Origin of the sequence: Streptomyces sp. NBC_00483 (assembly GCF_036013745.1) — a bacterium.
Lineage (GTDB): Bacteria > Actinomycetota > Actinomycetes > Streptomycetales > Streptomycetaceae > Streptomyces.
Map to the genome: position 1 here is coordinate 5,899,655 of NZ_CP107880.1, position 16,269 is coordinate 5,915,923.

Consider the following 16,269-nt stretch of genomic DNA (forward strand, 5'->3'; position numbering starts at 1 on the left):
AAGGTGCGAAGTTTGTCGTAAACCTTGCGTCTGCTCACCGGAACGGGTGATCGAAGTGGGGATGGGGGGCAGGCTGGGATCATGGATTGGCTGAAGAAACTCCCTGTCGTCGGGCCGCTGTTCGCCCGGCTGATGCGGACGCACGCCTGGCACGCCTACGAGCGGCTCGACGAGGTCCGCTGGTCCCAGCTCGCCGCGGCGATGACGTTCATCAGCTTCCTCGCGCTGTTTCCGCTGCTCACGGTGGCCGCGGCGGTGGCCGCCGGCACCATGGGCCCGGACCAGCAGAAGAAGCTGGAGCAGACGCTCAGCGACCAGGTTCCGGGTATCTCCGACCAGTTGGACATCGGGGCGCTGGTCGACAACGCGGGCACGATCGGGCTCATCGCCGGAGCGCTGCTGCTGTTCACGGGTGTCGGCTGGGTCGGCTCGATGCGGCAGTGCCTGCGGGACGTGTGGGAGCTGCCCGACCCCGACGAGAACCCGATCATGCGCAAGCTCAAGGACGCCGGGATCCTCGTCGGGCTCGGCCTCGCGGGCATCGTGTCGATCGCGGCGTCCGCGCTCGCGGCCACGGCCGTCGACTGGACGGCCGACCAGATCGGCATCGACAAGGCGGGCTGGGGCGGGATACTGCTCCAGGCCGCCGCCTTCGCGATCGCGGTCCTCGCGGACTTCCTGATCCTGCTCTACGTCCTGGCCCTGCTGCCCGGAGTGCAGCCGGGCCGCCGCGATCTGATCACCGCGGCGCTGATCGGGGCGGCGGGCTTCGAGCTGCTGAAGCTGGTGCTCAGCGGCTATATGAAGGACGTGGCGGCGAAGAGCATGTACGGCGCGTTCGGTACGCCCGTGGCCCTGCTGCTGTGGATCAACTTCACCGCGAAACTGCTGCTGTTCTGCGCGGCGTGGACCGCGACGGGCCGCGTCGGCCTGCGCAAGACGGAAGAAGCGGAGGCCGAGGCGGAGGCGGCGGACGAGGCTGCGGACGAGGCGGAGGAGATCAGCCCTTCGTGATCTTCAGCGGCCACTTCTTCCGCACCACGAACACCGCGCCCGCGAGCACCACGAGCACGCCGCCCACGATCGCGAGCGCGATCCCGACGCCGCTGGAGCCGCCGGTGACCGCCGCGTGCGCGGCCGACTTGGCGCCCTCTTCACCAGAGCTCGGGGACGCGGCGCCCGCGGGCGTCTCGCTCTTCGACCCGACGAGATGGCCGACGGGGGAGACCTTGCCGTCGGCCTGGAACCCCCAGTCGAAGAGCCGCGCGGTCTCCTTGTAGACGGCGTCGCTCTCCTTCGCCTTCGGGTTCATGACGGTGACGAGCAGCACCCGGTCGCCGCGCTCGGCGACCCCGGTGAACGTGGCCCCCGCGTTCGTCGTGTTGCCGTTCTTCACGCCCGCGATGCCCTTGTACGCGGGCAGGCCCAGGGAGCCGGTGAGCAGCCGGTTGGTGTTCTGGATCCCGAACTGCTTGGTGGTCTTCCCCTTCTTCTGCTTCATGGGGAACTCGGCGGTGGGCGTGGCGGCGTACTCCCGGAAGTCCTTCTTGTGCAGCCCGGAACGGGCGAAGAGCGTCAGGTCGTACGCGGAGGAGTGCTGCCCCGGCATGTCGTAGCCGTCGGGGCTGACGACGTGGGTGTCGCCCGCCTGCAGCTCGTCGGCGTGCGCCTGCATGTCCTTGACGGTCTGCGCGACGCCCTGGTTCATGGCGGAGAGCACATGCACCGCGTCGTTGCCGGAGCGCAGGAAGACGCCCAGCCACAGATCGTGCACCGAGTACGTGAAGCCCTCCTTGATGCCGACGAGGCTGGACCCCGCGCCCATCCCCGCCAGGTCGGACGGCACCACCTTGTGCGTCGTCGTCTTCGGGAACTTCGGCAGCACGGTGTCCGCGAACAGCATCTTCAGCGTGGAGGCGGGCGGCAGCTGCCAGTGCGGGTTGTGCGAGGCGAGCACCTCGCCCGACTCGGCGTCGGCGACGAGCCAGGACTTCGCCGTCAGCTCCTTCGGCAGGACGGGCGCGCCCTTCTGAAGGTTGACCTGCGTCCCCGGTTTCCCCAACTGGGCGCCGCCCACTTGGGACATCGACGCGGGCGGCTTGGCCTCGGTCTTGTCCTTGTCCTTGTCCGCGGCGGCCGCGGGCAGCGCACCGGCGAACGTCAGGGCGGAGGCGGCGAACAGCACCGCGGCCTTCTTCAAGTGCGACGTCGGTCGCGCGGCGTGGGAGTCGGGCACGCTGGTGAAGGTACCTGTACCTGCCCCGTAAGTCTCCACCGCTGCGACCTGTGTTCGCCCCGACCCACCCCGGCGGCGGTGCGCTCGGCCGCGCGGCGATACTGAGGGTATGAAGCTCAGCCGCCCCGTGTCCTGGTTCCTGCTCGCCTTCGGGGTGTGGAGCTGGTTCATCTGGATCACTTTCGTCAAAAACCTCGTCAAGGACGGCAGCGGCCTCGCCTTCGACGACGCCGGGGATCCGACCGCGTACTTCTGGGTGCATCTGACGCTCGCCGTCGTCTCCTTCGTATTGGGGACGGTTGTCGGGGGCATCGGGTTGCGTTCGGTGCGCACACTGCGTCGGACCTCATAGGCGTCCGGGCAGATGATCGTCGTCTTCGTACTCATCGCCGCCGCCGTCCTCGCGGCGTTCGCGGCCCTGCACTACTACGCGTGGCGCCGCCTCGTACGCGAGACGACCGCCAAGGGCGGGTGGCCCAGACGGATCGGCACCCTGGTGTTCGTGGCCGGGCCCGTGCTGATGTTCGCGGCGCTGGCGGCGGAGCGGGCCGGGGCGCCGTTCCTGCTGCAACAGGTGCTGGCCTGGCCCGGGTTCCTGTGGATGGCGTTCGCGCTGTATCTGCTGCTCGCGCTGCTGGTGGGGGAGGTCGTGCGGCCTCTGTTGCGGCGGCTCATCGACCGCAGGAGGCCGACCGCCACCGTCGCCGCGGAGGGGGCCCCGGTGCGCGTTCCGGTGCCGGAGCTGCGGGAGCTGGAGCCGGTCCCGGGGCTCGCGCCCGCTGCGCCCGCGCCCACCCGCCGGCTCGTCCTCGCCCGGACCGTCGGCGCCGCCGCGACCGTGGCCGCCGCGGGAGTCGTGGCCGGTGGCGCGTACGGGGTGCTGCGCGGGCCCACGGTCAAGCGGGTCACCGTGCCGCTGGCCAAACTGCCGCGCGCGGCCCACGGGTTCAGGATCGCCGTGGTCAGCGACATCCATCTCGGGCCCGTGCTCGGGCGGGGCTTCGCCGAGCGGGTCGTCGAGACGATCAACGCCACGCAGCCCGATCTCATCGCCGTCGTCGGTGACCTGGTCGACGGGAGCGTGGAGGACCTCGCGCCCGCCGTCGCGCCGCTCGCCCGGCTGAGCGCGCGGCACGGGACGTACTTCGTCACCGGCAACCACGAGTACTTCTCCGGCGCCGACCCGTGGGTGGACCATGTGCGCGAGCTCGGGCTCCGGCCGCTGGAGAACGCGCGCGTCGACATCGGGGCCTTCGACCTCGCGGGCGTCAACGACATCGCAGGCGAGAACTACGGCGAAGGACCCGACTACGCGAAGGCGCTCGGCGACCGCGACACCTCCCGCGCCTCCGTCCTCCTCGCCCACCAGCCCGTGATGATCCACGAGGCGGTGAAGCACAGCGTCGACCTGCAGCTCTCCGGGCACACCCACGGCGGCCAGCTGTGGCCGGGCAACTTCGTCGCGGCGGCCAGCAATCCGACGCTCGCGGGCCTCGACCGGTACGGCGACACCCAGCTGTACGTCAGTCGGGGCGCGGGCGCGTGGGGGCCGCCGGTGCGGGTGGGCGCGCCGTCCGACATCACCGTCGTCCAGCTGGCGTCCAAGCAGGCCTGAGCCGCCGTCCTGCGCCGCTCTACGCCTTCCTGCGCCGTCCCGTCGGCTTCCCGCGGCGGCGCAGGGCCAGCAGGCCGCCGCCGGCGAGGGCCGCGAGGGCCATGGAGCCGCCGAGCGCCCAGTCGTCCCCGTGCGAGCCGGTGGACGTGCTCGCGGCGGGTCCCGCGCCCGCCACGTGGGGCGCGCGCGTCGACGTCGACTTCTTCGGCTGCTCGCTGAGCGGGGTGACCAACTCGCCGACGGGGCGCACCTTGTTCGCGGCCGCGAAGCCCCAGTCGAGCAGCGCGGCCGTCTCCTCGTACACGGCCTCGTAGCCGGACTTCGGGTGCATCACGGTGACCAGGAGGGTGCGGCCGCCGCGGGTGGCGGCGCCGGTGAAGGTGTTGCCCGCGTGCGAGGTGTAGCCGTTCTTGACGCCGATGAGGCCCTCGTACGGGGCGACGCCCTGACCGGTGAGGAGGCGGTCGGTGTTCTGGATCTGGAAGGTCTTCTTCCCGCCCGCCGGGAAGTCGGCGACCTTGGTGGCGCAGTAGCCGCGGAAGTCGTCGTTCTTCAGCCCGGCGCGGGCGAACAGCGTCAGGTCGTACGCGGACGAGAGCTGCCCCTTGTGGTCGAAGCCGTCGGGGCTGACGACGTGGGTGTCGTTCGCCTGGAGGTCCTTCGCGCGGGCCTGCATCTGGGCGACGGTCTTCGCGACGCCCCCGTTCATGTTCGCGAGCACATGCACCGCGTCGTTGCCGGAGCGAAGGAACACGCCCTGCCACAACTGGTGCACGCTGTACGTCGTCCCGGCCTGGACGCCGACGAGGCTGGAGCCGAACGGTATGTCCGCGAGGTCCTCGGCCGTCACCTTGTGCTTCAGCGCGCTGTCGAACTTCGGCAGCACCGTGTCCGCGAACAGCATCTTCAGCGTGGAGGCGGGCGGCAGCCGGCGGTGCCCGTTGTACGAGGCGAGCACCTCGCCGCTGTCGTTGTCGGCGATCAGCCAGGCCTTCGCGGCGAGCTTCGGCAGCTTGGGCGCGCCGGCCCCGCGTCGCACCTGCACGCCCGACGCGGCGAGCCGCGAACCGCCGATCGCGGAGGCGGCCGAGGCGGTCTGTGCGGGCAGCGCGAGGGCGGCTGCGGCACCGGCCCCGAGGCCGAGGGCGGTGCGGCGGCTGAAGTGCGGAGAGGACGCTGAGGTGGTGCCGGACATCCCGTGAAGGTACAGGCCAAAGCGCAGGTAAAGACCAGCGGGTCCGCCCGCGGGGCTCAGTCCTTCGTGCGCTTCGGCTTCGGCAGCGAGCGCGTCATGCCCGGAAGGAAGTCGATGAACAGCTCGTGCACCTCGAGGACGAGCGGCCGCAGCACCCGGAACCGGGCGAGCGCCACGCCCCGCGTCGTGAGCCGGGCGCCGCGCTCGGCGAGCCGACGGCTGCGCTCGTGCCCCTCGGACCTGTCGAACACCCAGTACAGGACGAGCCCCATCTGGGACAGCCACATCAACTCCGGGAGGATCTCGGCCAGTTCGTCGGGCACCTTGGCCTTCGACCCGGCGAGCACCTCCCGGTGGAGTGCGATCGCGGCTTCCCGGGCGGTCTTGGATTCGGCGGAGAACGGGCTGAGCGGGGAGTCCGGGTCGGCCGCGTTCTTGAAGAACTGGGCCGCGAACTCGTGGTACGGCTCGGCGATCTCCAGCCAGGCCCGCAGCACGCCCGCGAGCCGCGCCTGGAGGTCGGTCTCCGTGTCGAGCACGGACCGGACCGCCGCCTGGTGTTCGGCGGTGATCCGGTCGTAGAACCCCTGGATCAGGTGTTCCTTGCCCCCGAAGTAGTAGTACGCGTTGCCGACCGAGACCCCGGCCTCTTGGGCGATGGCCCGCATGGTGGTCTTGTCGTAGCCCCGCTCCCGGAACAGCCGCATCGCGGTCTCCAGGATGAGCGCCCGTGTCTGCTCGCTCTTCGCGCCTTTGCCGTCGGCCTTCTCTGCTGCCACGGTCCTTGAGCCTAATCGCCCGGGCGGCAGGCGCTGTCACAGGCGGGCGGCTCGTCCTGGTAGCCGTACGCCTCGTAGTACCAGCCGTCCTTCGGGTCGTACGTCCACCCGTCGGCCCGCCGGTAGGGGACGCCCCAGGCCTGGTCCTCCCAGCGTGCCGCCCGGTACTTGGCGGCGGTGAGGACGACCCGCTTGGCGATCTTCATCCCGGCGGGCGTGGCCAGCCGGTGGGCCGTGGCCCGGTGGTCGCGCAGCGCCCACATGCAGACGATCCACGCGGCGGAGTCCCGGTACAGCTGCCCGCCGTCCCCGATCACGGTGATGTCGGTGAGGGTCGCGGCGTGGTCGAGCTCCGGGTAGCGCCGCCGGGCCTCCTGCGAGCCCGCGGGCACGAACTCCAGCGGCACCAGCTGCCGCTGCTTGGCCAGCCAGTTGTGCGCGAACGTGCACAGCGGGCACTCGGTGTCGTAGAGGACCGTGAGCCGGCGGACCGGGGCCACCCCCGTGACACCCCGGTCCACCGGCTTCCCGGCCGTCGCCACCGCTGTCACGCCCCGGCCACCGGAGCGGTCCAGCCCTGCGGCGGGACGGGCGGCTGCTGCTCGTTCTCCATGATGCCGCGCCGCCGGATCTTGTTGAGGACGTAGACGTTGCCCAGGTGCATCACGCCGAGCACGAGCAGGACGACGCCCAGCTTGGTGGACAGTGCCTCGAACACCTCGCGGGTGCTGCCGAGCTGCTCGTCGCCGCTCAGGTACAGGGCGACGAAGCCGAGGTTGACCAGATAGAAGCCGACCACCAGCAGGTGGTTGACGGCGTCGGCGAGCTTCTCGTTCCCGTGCAGCACGTCGGCCAGGAAGACCCGGCCGTTGCGGCTCAGGGTGCGGGCCACCCAGATGGTCAGACCGATGCTGACGACGAGGTAGACGACGTATGCGACGACTGTGAGGTCCATGCCCCACCCTCCTTGAACGCGTTCAAAAACGCTGACAGTCATGAAGGTAGACCTGTTTTTGAACATGTTCAAGCGGGAGTCGTCGTACGTGACGGGGGTCTCAGGTGAAGTTCTCCGATGGTGGGCGGAAGGCTCAGTTCCGCGCCAGCTCCGGCCTCTTGAGGTAGTCCGTGAAGCCGACGACGTTGCCCCACGGGTCGGCGAACTCCACGACGTAGCCGGTGGATGTGGAGAAGGGTGGGTCGAGCAGTTCGATGTCCGCGGCGCGCAGCGCGTCGGCCGTGGCCCGCGCGTCCGGCACCTCCAGCCACAGCCGCGCGGCGGGCCAGGCGGGCGGCCGGTGGCCGAACCCGTCCTCGACCCGCAGCAGCACGCCGGGCGTCTCCTTGCCGGCCGCGAGCAGCGCGATCCCGGCCTCGTCGATACGGAACTTCACGGGGAAGCCCACGCGCTCGTAGAAGGCGACGGCCTCGGCCAGATCGCCGACGGGGAACAGGGCGTTGTCGAACCCGAGGATTTCCAGCTCTTGTGACATAGCGGAAGATTAGCCATCAAACGGGCAGAAACGGCGAAGGCCCCGCTCCCGGAACGAATCCGGGAGCGGGGCCTTCAGAGCCCTGCGGCGAAAGCCGGGAAGGTCAGAAGCGGCGCGTGATCAGCGCCCGCTTCACTTCCTGGATCGCCTTGGTGACCTCGATGCCACGCGGGCAGGCGTCCGTGCAGTTGAAGGTCGTGCGGCAACGCCACACACCGTCACGGTCGTTGAGGATCTCCAGGCGCTGCTCCCCGGCCTCGTCACGCGAGTCGAAGATGAAGCGGTGGGCGTTCACGATGGCGGCAGGACCGAAGTACTGGCCGTCGTTCCAGAACACCGGGCAGGACGACGTGCACGCGGCGCACAGGATGCACTTGGTGGTGTCGTCGAAGCGGGCCCGGTCCTCGTCGGACTGGTAGCGCTCACGCGTCGGCTCGTTGCCCTTGGTGACGAGGAACGGCATGACGTCGCGGTACGCCTGGAAGAACGGGTCCATGTCCACCACGAGGTCCTTGAGGACCGTGAGGCCCTTGATGGCCTCGACCGTGATGGGCTTCTCCGGGTTGATGTCCTTGAGAAGCGTCTTGCAGGCCAGACGGTTCTTGCCGTTGATCCGCATCGCGTCGGACCCGCAGATGCCGTGCGCGCAGGAGCGACGGAACGTCAGCGTGCCGTCCTGCTCCCACTTGACCTTGTGCAGCGCGTCGAGAACCCGCTCCTTGGGGTCCATCTCCAGCTGGAAGTCCTGCCAGGTCGACTCGTCGGAGACCTCAGAGTTGAACCGGCGCACGCGCAGCGTGATCGTGATGTTCGGGGTGTCGGCGAAGCCGGGCTCGGGCGCGCCTGCCGCTTCCGCCTTGTCCATGGTGGGGGTAGCCATCAGTACTTACGCTCCATCGGCTGGTAGCGGGTCTGGACGACCGGCTTGTAGTCGAGACGGATGGACTCGGAGCCGTCGTCGCCGACCTCGCGGTACGCCATGGTGTGGCGCATGAAGTTGACGTCGTCCCGGGTGGGGAAGTCCTCGCGGTAGTGACCGCCGCGGGACTCCTTGCGCGCCAGGGCGGAAGTCGCCATGACCTCGGCCAGGTCGAGCAGGTTGCCCAGCTCGATGGCCTCCAGGAGGTCCGTGTTGAACCGCTTGCCCTTGTCCTGGACGGACACGTTCTTGTAGCGGGCGCGCAGCTCGGCGATCTTCTCGACGGCCGTCTTGATCGTCTGCTCGGTGCGGAACACCATCACGTTGGCGTCCATGCACTCCTGCAGCTCGTTGCGGATCACCGCGACGCTCTCGGTGCCCTGCGAGTCACGCAGCCGCTCGACGAGCTCCTCGACCAGCGTGGCCGGGTCCTCCGGCAGCTCGACGAACTCGGTCTTGTGCGCGTACTCGGCGGCCGCGATGCCCGCACGACGTCCGAAGACGTTGATGTCGAGCAGCGAGTTGGTGCCGAGACGGTTGGCGCCGTGCACGGAGACACAGGCGACCTCACCGGCGGCGTACAGGCCGGGGACGACGGTGGTGTTGTCCGCGAGGACCTCACCCTCGACGTTCGTCGGGATGCCGCCCATGGCGTAGTGCGCGGTCGGCTGGATCGGGATCGGGTCCGTGTAGGGCTCGATGCCGAGGTACGTACGCGCGAACTCGGTGATGTCCGGGAGCTTGGCGTCGAGCTGCTCCGGCGGGAGGTGCGTGAGGTCGAGGTAGACGTGGTCGCCCTCGGGGCCGCAGCCGCGGCCCTCACGGATCTCCGTGTAGATGGAGCGGGACACGACGTCACGGGACGCGAGGTCCTTCATGACGGGCGCGTACTTCTCCATGAAGCGCTCGCCGTCCTTGTTACGGAGGATGCCGCCCTCACCACGGGCGCCTTCCGTAAGGAGGATGCCCATGCGCCAGATGCCGGTCGGGTGGAACTGGAAGAACTCCATGTCCTCCAGCGGGATCCCGCGCCGGTAGCAGGCGGCCTGGCCGTCGCCGGTCAGGGTGTGCGCGTTGGACGTCACCTTGAAGAACTTGCCGGTGCCGCCGGACGCGTAGATGACCGACTTCGCCTGGAAGATGTGGATCTCGCCGGTGGCCAGCTCGTAGGCGACCACACCGGCGGACTTCTTGACGCCGTCTTCCTCGACGATCAGCTGGTCCAGGACGTAGAACTCGTTGAAGAACTCCACGCCCTCCTTCACGCAGTTCTGGTACAGCGTCTGAAGGATCATGTGACCCGTGCGGTCCGCGGCGTAGCAGGACCGGCGGACCGGCGCCTCGCCGTGGTTACGGGAGTGACCGCCGAAGCGGCGCTGGTCGATCGTGCCGTTCGGGGTGCGGTTGAACGGCAGGCCCATCTTCTCGAGGTCGAGGACCGAGTCGATGGCTTCCTTCGCCAGGATCTCGGCGGCGTCCTGGTCGACCAGGTAGTCGCCGCCCTTGATCGTGTCGAAGGTGTGCCACTCCCAGTTGTCCTCCTCCACGTTGGCGAGCGCGGCGGCCATGCCGCCCTGCGCCGCGCCCGTGTGGGAACGCGTGGGGTAGAGCTTGGTCAGCACGGCGGTGCGGCTGCGCTTCGTCGACTCGATGGCCGCGCGCATGCCGGCGCCGCCGGCGCCGACGATGACGGTGTCGTACTTGTGAATCTTCACTGGTTCGCTCGCCTCGGCTTTAACGGATGTTCGGGTCGAAGGTGAAGATCACCAGCGTGCCCAGCAGGACGGTGAAGACCGTCGCGGCGTACAGCAGGCCCTTCAGCCACATACGGGTCTGGGGGCGCTCGGCGTAGTCGTTGATGACGGTACGCAGGCCGTTGGCGCCGTGCAGCATCGCGAGCCACAGCATCAGCAGGTCCCAGCCCTGCCAGAACGGGGACGCCCAGCGGCCCGCCACGAAGGCGAAGCCGATCTTGGAGACGCCGCCGTCGAGGACGAGCTGGATCAGCAGGTGGCCGAGGACCAGGACGACGAGGACGACACCCGAGAGGCGCATGAACAGCCATGCGGCCATCTCGAAGTTGCCGCGCGTCGAACGCGGGGTCTTCGAGGTGCGCTTGCGCGGGGCCTCGATGTACGGAGCCGGGTTGTCGACGTCGTAGAGCGAAACGCCCTCGACGGGGCCGACGCCGGACGTCGCGGGGGTGGTGTCAGCAGACATGTCTGGCCTCAGCTCCCGAAGAGTGCGCGGACGGCGTGGCCGAGTACGGGGTAGAGAGCCCCGACCATCAGGACGATCCAGATGCCCATGACGGTCCAGAGCATCTGCTTCTGGTAGCGCGGCCCCTTCGACCAGAAGTCGACAGCGATCACACGCAGGCCGTTGAGCGCGTGGAAGAGGATTGCGGCGACGAGGCCGTATTCCAGCAGCGCGACGATCGGCGTCTTATAGGTACCAACGACATCGTCGTACGCCTCGGGTGAGACGCGGACGAGAGCGGTGTCCAGGACGTGCACGAACAGGAAGAAGAAAATGAGGACACCGGTGACTCGATGAGCCACCCACGACCACATGCCTTCCCGGCCGCGGTACAGCGTTCCAGCCGGCACGGAAGAACCCTCCGGGAGCGGGGACTAGAGCCGCGCCGGCTTCAGTGTCGGGCGGGCCCAGCCGGGTACGGTCCACCGGCCGCTCGTCATCGTATCGACGAGTTGTCGGGACACTCGCACGGGGGGCTTATGTGTGATCAAACAGGCAATCAAACAGGCACGTACGGGCTATTGATGCCAGTTTCCCGGCCGGTTTCCCTGCGGGTCATTCGGGCGAGGCGGCCCCGGGCGAGTCGGCGCAGCTCCTCGGCGGCCAGTTCGCGCTCGTGCACCGGGTCGTTGCCGAGCCGGGTGCGCAGGCCCGCGAGCAGGTGATCGAGGGCCTCACCGGGCGCGATGTCGTCCAGGCAGATCACGAAGGGGTGGCCGAAGCGGGTCTGGTACGCGCTGTGGGCCGCGACCAGCGCGGTGATCGCCGCCGCGTACGCGGCGGCCTGCGGCAGCGCGAGGTCCTCGCCGGTCAGGGCCTCGGCGATGTCCACGGGTGTGAGGTCGTACGCCGCCTCGTCGGACGCGGCGAGCAGCGCTTCCAGGTCCGGATACGGGCGGTGTGCGGCGATGCGGCGGGCCCATGAGCGGCTGCGGCAGCACGTGCGCAGGGCCTGCTCGGCGTCGTCCTGCGGCAGCGCGTTGAAGTCTGCGAGGCCCCCGTGTGCCGTGACCTGAGCCGGTATGGGCAGACGGCCGGGGGAGTGAAGGGGGCGCAGCGCGGCCTCCGGCGGAGCGGGAGTTGTGGATGTGCTGTAACGGTAGTGATTCCTGGCCGTGAGTGTCCGACGGATGCGCGAATTTCACTCGGACGGGAGGGTTTGCGGAGCTTGGGTGGACGCAATGCGCCTGTTTGTGCCCGCGCCCCTGGAGGTCCGCCGTTAACGTCGGCGGCGTACGTGTCGGCTTGACGGGGTTCAGCGAGGTGTTCGTGAAGAAGGAGCGGCAGGCTCTGGTGGCCGTTGCCACCGGGGTCGTTCTGGTCACGGCCGTGGGGTGCTCGGACGGTGGCGGGTCTCCGTCCGACGGGAAGTCGGCGACCTCCGCGGCGCCCTCGCCCACCCGCTCGTATCCGCTGTCGAAGCCCGCGCACACGATCCCCGAGGTGCGCGACTTCACGCCGGCGCACGGGCCGGGTTGGAAGCCGGGCGGCGGCAGGGTCGTCGTGAAGGACGGCGAACTGGCGGACGAGGGGCGGCTCCTCGCGGAGGAACTGGGCCTGAAGTACGCCGGGGGCGGGGACGCCGGGTCCGGTGACGTCGAGCTGGCGCTCGGCGGGAAGAGCGGGGCGAACCCGGAGTCGTACCGGATGACGGTGCGCGGCGGGACCGTGCGGATCACCGGGCCGAGCGACACCGGCGTGTACTACGGGACGCGCACGCTCAAGCAGGAGGTGCACGGCGGTGCGAAGGCGCCGGAGGGCGTCACCGCCGACGAGCCCGCCAAGGCGCAGCGCGGGTTCAACCTCGACATCGCCCGCAAGCACTTCACGGCCGACTGGATCAAGGACCGGATCCGGGACATCGGGGACCTCAAGTACAACCAGCTGGGCCTGCACTTCTCCGACGACCAGTCCTTCCGCATCGAGTCCGACTCGCATCCGGAGGTCGTCTCCAAGGACCACCTCAGCAAGGCGCAGGTGCGGGACATCCTGCGGCTCGCCGCCCAGCGGCACATCACGGTCGTGCCGGAAATCGACTCGCCGGGGCACCTGGGCGCGGTCATCGCCGCGCACCCCGACCTCCAGCTGCGCGACGCGAGCGGGGTGGCGGCGCGCGGCGCCGTCGACATCTCCAAGCCGGGCTCCGCGAAGATCGTCGACGATCTGCTGAAGGAGTACGCGAAGCTGTTCAAGGGCGCGTACTGGCATCTGGGCGCCGACGAGTACCGGGCGCTGATGAGCGAGAACCCCGAGACCTCCTACCCGCAGCTCGCCGCCGCGGCGCGCAAGAAGTACGGGGCGAACGCCAAGGTCCAGGACCTCGCGCAGGGCTGGCTCAACGACCGGGCGAAGACCATGGCCCCGTACGACCGGAAGCTGAAGGCCTGGAACGACGGGTTCTACAAGGGCGGGGTCGTCGACGCCGACAAGGGCATCGAGGTCGCGTACTGGACCGGCAAGGAGATCGGGGCGCGCGAGCCGGTCGAGTATCTGGACGAGGGCCGGAAGCTGACGAACTACAACGACGAGTACCTGTACTACGTCCTCGGCCAGCCCAACACCTTCGTCTATCCGACCGGTGAGCGGATCTACAAGAGCTGGACGCCGCGCGTCGTGCGCAAGACGAGTCCGGTGCCCGCGAAGTACGACGACCAGATCCTGGGCGGCTCCTTCGCCGTGTGGTGCGACATCTCGGGGGCGCAGACCCCGGCGCAGGTCGCGAAGGGCGTCCGGATGCCGCTGCGGGCGACCGTGCAGAAGCTGTGGGACCCGCGGAAGCCGGAGCTGAGCTGGCCGAAGTTCGTCGCCCTGGCCGACAAGCTGGACGGCTGACGGTCCTGATCCGCCGTTCTGGTGGCGAAGTCCCGTGCGCCTGTGGTCTATTCGGCCGCAGGTACGACGTTTGTGGCGTACACCGGGACGGGGGGAACGGACATGGGTTACTGGGGCTATTACGTGGTCGCCAGAAGCGGTCAGCCGCTGGACAAGTGCGAGGCCCTGGGCGGGGTGCGCGAGGAGCTGACGCTCCTGGAGGAGCGGGCCGACGGCTGGCAGGTGTGGGAGTGCCCCGGCGGCGGCGAGCAGGCGCGGGACGTGGGCAGCATGAACGCGCTGGCGGCGGAGACCGGGGCGCCCGCCCTGTTCGCGTACGTCATGGACTCCGCCTGCGCGGTCATAGAGGCGGCCGGTCCGGAGAGCGGCGCGTGGACGGCGTGCCTGGGGCGCGCCGCGATGACCGGGTACATCGGCGGGGACGAACGCGCCCTGGAGGACTACTTCCTGACGCCGGGCGACGCCGCCGAGCGGGCCGTCGGCTGGGCCGGCGAGTGCGGCCGCGAGGTGCCGCTGGAGCCGATCGACGAGGTGCTGCGGGCGGCCGCCCAGCCCTCGGCCGAGGAGCTGTTCTTCCGCTTCCTCGACCGGCTCGGCGTCCAAGGACTGTGACGTTCCGTGCTGTGCGGACGCAGTGGGATACGTAGGCGTCAAGGGGAATTGCTGGGTCCGCGTCCGGAGGAGCGTTACGTCCATGAGCCTGGTGGAACTGATCGCGCAGGCCGATGAACGAGGCCTTGCCACGAGTGGGCTCGGCTGCCTCGACCGGTGTGTACCGCTGCTCGGCGTCGGCGGGCCCGGCGACCCCGAGGAGGACGTGCTGCGCCCGCTGTGGGCGAGCCTCGCGGAGGACGGCGCGGACTGGGGAGCGCGGCTCGTGACGGCGCGCGACGAGCTGAGCGGCGCGGCGGGCAAGGGCGAGGCCGCGGAGCTGGTGCGGCGGATGCTCGGGGCCGCGCCGGAGCGGGCGGTGGCCGTGGCGTGGCGGGAGTGGGCGGACGCCTGCTCGGTGGCCGCGCTCCAGGTGCACCGGATGCTCGATGTGACGGAGGACCGGGCGGCCGGCGTGAGCGCGCGCCGCGAGGGCCGCACCGAAGGGATGTCGCCGCTGGTCGCGGCCGAACTGCGCCGCCAGACCCAGATCCTGGAACTGCTCGCGGGCGGCGGCGCGGGCGGCCTGCGGCAGGCCCTGGTCGTCTCGACGGAGGGTCGCAGGGTGCTGCGGGCGGCCGTCTCGCGGCGCGCGCGGGGACGCGGCTGACGCCCTAAGGCCTGTCTTCGGACTCCCGTCCGCGCCGCTCTCGCGGACATGACGCACGCGCCGGTGTAAAACGGGCGTGCGGGCGGAGGATGAGAGGCGATGCGCGGAACCGGGCCCGCGCGGCCGTCTATGGAGGAGGCCGAGCCCCATGGCCGACACCCGCCCCACAGCACCGCCCCAGGACCAGTCGCCGCCCGACCCGCGCCGCTGGTGGGCCCTCGTCGTCATCGCGGTCGCCCAGCTGATGGTCGTCCTCGACATGACCATCGTGAACATCGCGCTGCCCTCGGCCCAGGCCGACCTGGACATGTCCGACAGCAGTCGGCAGTGGGTCATCACCGCGTACACGCTCGCCTTCGGCGGACTGCTGCTGCTCGGCGGGCGGATCACGGACCTGATCGGCCGCAAACTCGCCTTCTGCATCGGCCTGTTGGGGTTCGCCGCCGCGTCCGCGTTCGGCGGCGCGGCGACAGGGTCGGGGATGCTGTTCGGGGCGCGGGCGCTGCAGGGCGTGTTCGCGGCGCTGCTCGCACCCGCCGCGCTCTCGCTGCTCGCCACGACCTTCACCGAACCGCGGGAGCGTAGCCGGGCGTTCGGCGTGTTCGGGGCGATCGTCGGGGCGGGTGCGGCCATCGGGCTGCTCGCCGGCGGGTTCCTGACCGAGTACCTCGACTGGCGCTGGTGCCTGTACGTCAACGTGCCCATCGCGCTCGCGGCGTTCGCCGGGGCCCTCGTACTGCTGCGTGGCGGGCGGGTGATGGCCGATCCGCACCTGGACGTGCCGGGCGCGGTGCTCGGGTGCGCCGGGATGCTGGCCATCGTCTACGGGTTCTCGGAGGCCGCGTCTCGTTCCTGGGGCGACCCGTTGGTGCTCGCCCTGCTCATCGGGGGAGCGGCCCTGCTCGTGGTCTTCGGGTTCTGGCAGCGCCGGGCGCGGGTCCCGCTCCTGCCGATCGCCGTGATCCGCGACCGGCAGCGCGTCGGGGCGTTCTGCACGATCCTGTTCGTGACCATCGGGATGTTCGGCGTCTTCCTCTTCCTGACGTACTACATGCAGCGCGTGCTCGGATACTCGCCGGTGCGGACGGGCGTCGCCTATCTGCCCATCACGGCGGGGATGATCGTCGGTTCGACGCAGATCGCCGCGCGGCTGCTGCACCGGGTGCCGCCGCGCACGCTGATGGTCCCGGGGCTCGTCGTCGCGGCGGGCGGCCTCGCGATCATCGCGCAGGTGGGGACGGAGCCCGCGTACGCCTCGCACCTGCTGCCGGGCATGCTGATGCTCGGCCTCGGCATGGGCACGGCCATGATGACGTCGGTGTCGCTCGCGACCGGCAGCGTCGCCCCGCAGGACGCGGGCGCGGCCTCCGCGACCTTCAACACCGCGCAGCAGGTGGGCGGTTCGATCGGAACGGCCCTGCTCAACACGATCGCGGCGAGCGTCACCGCCCGGTACATCGCCGAGCACGCGACTCCCGGCGCCGACCGCCGCGAGCTCGCCTCGCGCGCCGCCGTGCACGGGTTCAACGTGGCGACCTGGTGGGCGGTGGGCTCGGTGCTGCTCGCGGCGGTCATCGCGGCGGTCGTGGTGAACGCGCCGCGGGCGGCCGGGATGGGAGACGTGGCGCCGGTGACCGATGACGTAAAGGAGAAGGCCGTGGGGGACTGAACGGCCCCCACGGC

At 70.2% G+C, this 16,269-nt stretch carries 18 protein-coding genes; 7 read left to right on the forward strand and 11 right to left on the reverse strand.

What is annotated here, in order from left to right:
- The first annotated feature begins 81 nt into the window (after positions 1–81).
- Positions 82–1,014 carry a YihY/virulence factor BrkB family protein gene (locus OHA73_RS26565; RefSeq protein WP_266713310.1) on the forward strand — a complete coding sequence of 311 codons (933 nt, stop codon included), beginning with the start codon at positions 82–84 and terminating at the stop codon, positions 1,012–1,014.
- On the opposite strand, the gene OHA73_RS26570 is transcribed toward OHA73_RS26565, so the two are convergent.
- Positions 1,001–2,236, reverse strand: a complete 1,236-nt coding sequence (locus tag OHA73_RS26570; protein WP_327656311.1) for a D-alanyl-D-alanine carboxypeptidase family protein — start codon at positions 2,234–2,236, stop codon at positions 1,001–1,003. The two genes, OHA73_RS26565 and OHA73_RS26570, sit on opposite strands and share 14 nt — an antisense overlap.
- Positions 2,237–2,345: 109 nt before the next feature.
- Between OHA73_RS26570 and OHA73_RS26575 the strand changes: the two genes are divergently transcribed.
- Positions 2,346–2,588 (forward strand): SCO4848 family membrane protein, encoded by a 243-nt coding sequence (locus OHA73_RS26575; RefSeq protein ID WP_266713314.1) that lies wholly within the window; start codon positions 2,346–2,348, stop codon positions 2,586–2,588.
- A gap of 12 nt (positions 2,589–2,600) precedes the next feature.
- The gene (locus OHA73_RS26580) at positions 2,601–3,851 is read left to right on the forward strand and encodes a metallophosphoesterase (protein ID WP_327656312.1); all 1,251 of its coding nucleotides are present in this window, start codon (positions 2,601–2,603) and stop codon (positions 3,849–3,851) included.
- A 19-nt stretch (positions 3,852–3,870) separates the two neighbouring features.
- On the opposite strand, the gene OHA73_RS26585 is transcribed toward OHA73_RS26580, so the two are convergent.
- The 10 genes from OHA73_RS26585 to OHA73_RS26630 form a co-directional block, all read right to left on the reverse strand.
- Positions 3,871–5,046, reverse strand: coding sequence for a D-alanyl-D-alanine carboxypeptidase family protein (locus OHA73_RS26585; protein ID WP_327656313.1), 1,176 nt, complete (start codon positions 5,044–5,046; stop codon positions 3,871–3,873).
- A gap of 56 nt (positions 5,047–5,102) precedes the next feature.
- Positions 5,103–5,753 carry a TetR family transcriptional regulator gene (locus OHA73_RS26590; RefSeq protein WP_266718803.1) on the reverse strand — a complete coding sequence of 217 codons (651 nt, stop codon included), beginning with the start codon at positions 5,751–5,753 and terminating at the stop codon, positions 5,103–5,105.
- Positions 5,754–5,836: 83 nt separating this feature from the next.
- Positions 5,837–6,376 carry a thiol-disulfide oxidoreductase DCC family protein gene (locus tag OHA73_RS26595; RefSeq protein ID WP_266713320.1) on the reverse strand — a complete coding sequence of 180 codons (540 nt, stop codon included), beginning with the start codon at positions 6,374–6,376 and terminating at the stop codon, positions 5,837–5,839.
- On the reverse strand, positions 6,373–6,780 hold the full coding sequence (locus tag OHA73_RS26600) for a hypothetical protein (RefSeq protein ID WP_266713322.1): 408 nt from the start codon (positions 6,778–6,780) through the stop codon (positions 6,373–6,375). Before OHA73_RS26600 ends, OHA73_RS26595 begins: the two co-directional genes overlap by 4 nt.
- A gap of 133 nt (positions 6,781–6,913) precedes the next feature.
- The gene (locus tag OHA73_RS26605) at positions 6,914–7,315 is read right to left on the reverse strand and encodes a VOC family protein (RefSeq protein WP_267069459.1); all 402 of its coding nucleotides are present in this window, start codon (positions 7,313–7,315) and stop codon (positions 6,914–6,916) included.
- A 103-nt stretch (positions 7,316–7,418) separates the two neighbouring features.
- A complete protein-coding gene (locus OHA73_RS26610) occupies positions 7,419–8,195 on the reverse strand; it encodes a succinate dehydrogenase iron-sulfur subunit (protein WP_266713326.1) in 777 nt (258 codons plus the stop codon).
- Positions 8,195–9,949, reverse strand: coding sequence for a succinate dehydrogenase flavoprotein subunit (gene sdhA, locus OHA73_RS26615; protein WP_266713328.1), 1,755 nt, complete (start codon positions 9,947–9,949; stop codon positions 8,195–8,197). The genes OHA73_RS26610 and sdhA overlap by 1 nt, the downstream gene beginning before the upstream one ends.
- A 19-nt stretch (positions 9,950–9,968) precedes the next feature.
- Complete coding sequence (locus OHA73_RS26620; protein ID WP_266713330.1) at positions 9,969–10,454, reverse strand: succinate dehydrogenase hydrophobic membrane anchor subunit; 486 nt, start codon at positions 10,452–10,454, stop codon at positions 9,969–9,971.
- Between the two features lie 8 nt (positions 10,455–10,462).
- Positions 10,463–10,843, reverse strand: a complete 381-nt coding sequence (sdhC, locus tag OHA73_RS26625; protein ID WP_266713332.1) for a succinate dehydrogenase, cytochrome b556 subunit — start codon at positions 10,841–10,843, stop codon at positions 10,463–10,465.
- A 149-nt stretch (positions 10,844–10,992) separates the two neighbouring features.
- The gene (locus OHA73_RS26630) at positions 10,993–11,625 is read right to left on the reverse strand and encodes a 2-oxo-4-hydroxy-4-carboxy-5-ureidoimidazoline decarboxylase (protein ID WP_327658528.1); all 633 of its coding nucleotides are present in this window, start codon (positions 11,623–11,625) and stop codon (positions 10,993–10,995) included.
- Between the two features lie 185 nt (positions 11,626–11,810).
- Between OHA73_RS26630 and OHA73_RS26635 the strand changes: the two genes are divergently transcribed.
- The 4 genes from OHA73_RS26635 to OHA73_RS26650 all read left to right on the forward strand — a co-directional run bounded on the left by OHA73_RS26635 (position 11,811) and on the right by OHA73_RS26650 (position 16,255).
- Positions 11,811–13,325, forward strand: a complete 1,515-nt coding sequence (locus tag OHA73_RS26635) for a beta-N-acetylhexosaminidase (protein WP_443063228.1) — start codon at positions 11,811–11,813, stop codon at positions 13,323–13,325.
- 102 nt (positions 13,326–13,427) lie between these two features.
- Positions 13,428–13,937 (forward strand): hypothetical protein, encoded by a 510-nt coding sequence (locus OHA73_RS26640; protein ID WP_266713334.1) that lies wholly within the window; start codon positions 13,428–13,430, stop codon positions 13,935–13,937.
- Between the two features lie 82 nt (positions 13,938–14,019).
- Positions 14,020–14,586 (forward strand): hypothetical protein, encoded by a 567-nt coding sequence (locus tag OHA73_RS26645; RefSeq protein ID WP_266713336.1) that lies wholly within the window; start codon positions 14,020–14,022, stop codon positions 14,584–14,586.
- A gap of 148 nt (positions 14,587–14,734) precedes the next feature.
- Complete coding sequence (locus OHA73_RS26650) at positions 14,735–16,255, forward strand: MFS transporter (protein WP_266713338.1); 1,521 nt, start codon at positions 14,735–14,737, stop codon at positions 16,253–16,255.
- Positions 16,256–16,269 lie beyond the last annotated feature (14 nt).

Bases quoted from the DNA above. Each gene is read 5' to 3' on its own strand.
- OHA73_RS26565 (WP_266713310.1), top strand. From the start codon at position 82: ATGGATTGGCTGAAGAAACTCCCTGTCGTCGGGCCGCTGTTCGCCCGG.
- OHA73_RS26575 (WP_266713314.1), top strand. From the start codon at position 2,346: ATGAAGCTCAGCCGCCCCGTGTCCTGGTTCCTGCTCGCCTTCGGGGTG.
- OHA73_RS26580 (WP_327656312.1), top strand. From the start codon at position 2,601: ATGATCGTCGTCTTCGTACTCATCGCCGCCGCCGTCCTCGCGGCGTTC.
- OHA73_RS26585 (WP_327656313.1), bottom strand. From the start codon at position 5,046: ATGTCCGGCACCACCTCAGCGTCCTCTCCGCACTTCAGCCGCCGCACC.
- OHA73_RS26590 (WP_266718803.1), bottom strand. From the start codon at position 5,753: ATGCGGCTGTTCCGGGAGCGGGGCTACGACAAGACCACCATGCGGGCC.
- OHA73_RS26600 (WP_266713322.1), bottom strand. From the start codon at position 6,780: ATGGACCTCACAGTCGTCGCATACGTCGTCTACCTCGTCGTCAGCATC.
- OHA73_RS26605 (WP_267069459.1), bottom strand. From the start codon at position 7,315: ATGTCACAAGAGCTGGAAATCCTCGGGTTCGACAACGCCCTGTTCCCC.
- OHA73_RS26610 (WP_266713326.1), bottom strand. From the start codon at position 8,195: ATGGCTACCCCCACCATGGACAAGGCGGAAGCGGCAGGCGCGCCCGAG.
- OHA73_RS26620 (WP_266713330.1), bottom strand. From the start codon at position 10,454: ATGTCTGCTGACACCACCCCCGCGACGTCCGGCGTCGGCCCCGTCGAG.
- OHA73_RS26640 (WP_266713334.1), top strand. From the start codon at position 13,428: ATGGGTTACTGGGGCTATTACGTGGTCGCCAGAAGCGGTCAGCCGCTG.
- OHA73_RS26645 (WP_266713336.1), top strand. From the start codon at position 14,020: ATGAGCCTGGTGGAACTGATCGCGCAGGCCGATGAACGAGGCCTTGCC.
- OHA73_RS26650 (WP_266713338.1), top strand. From the start codon at position 14,735: ATGGCCGACACCCGCCCCACAGCACCGCCCCAGGACCAGTCGCCGCCC.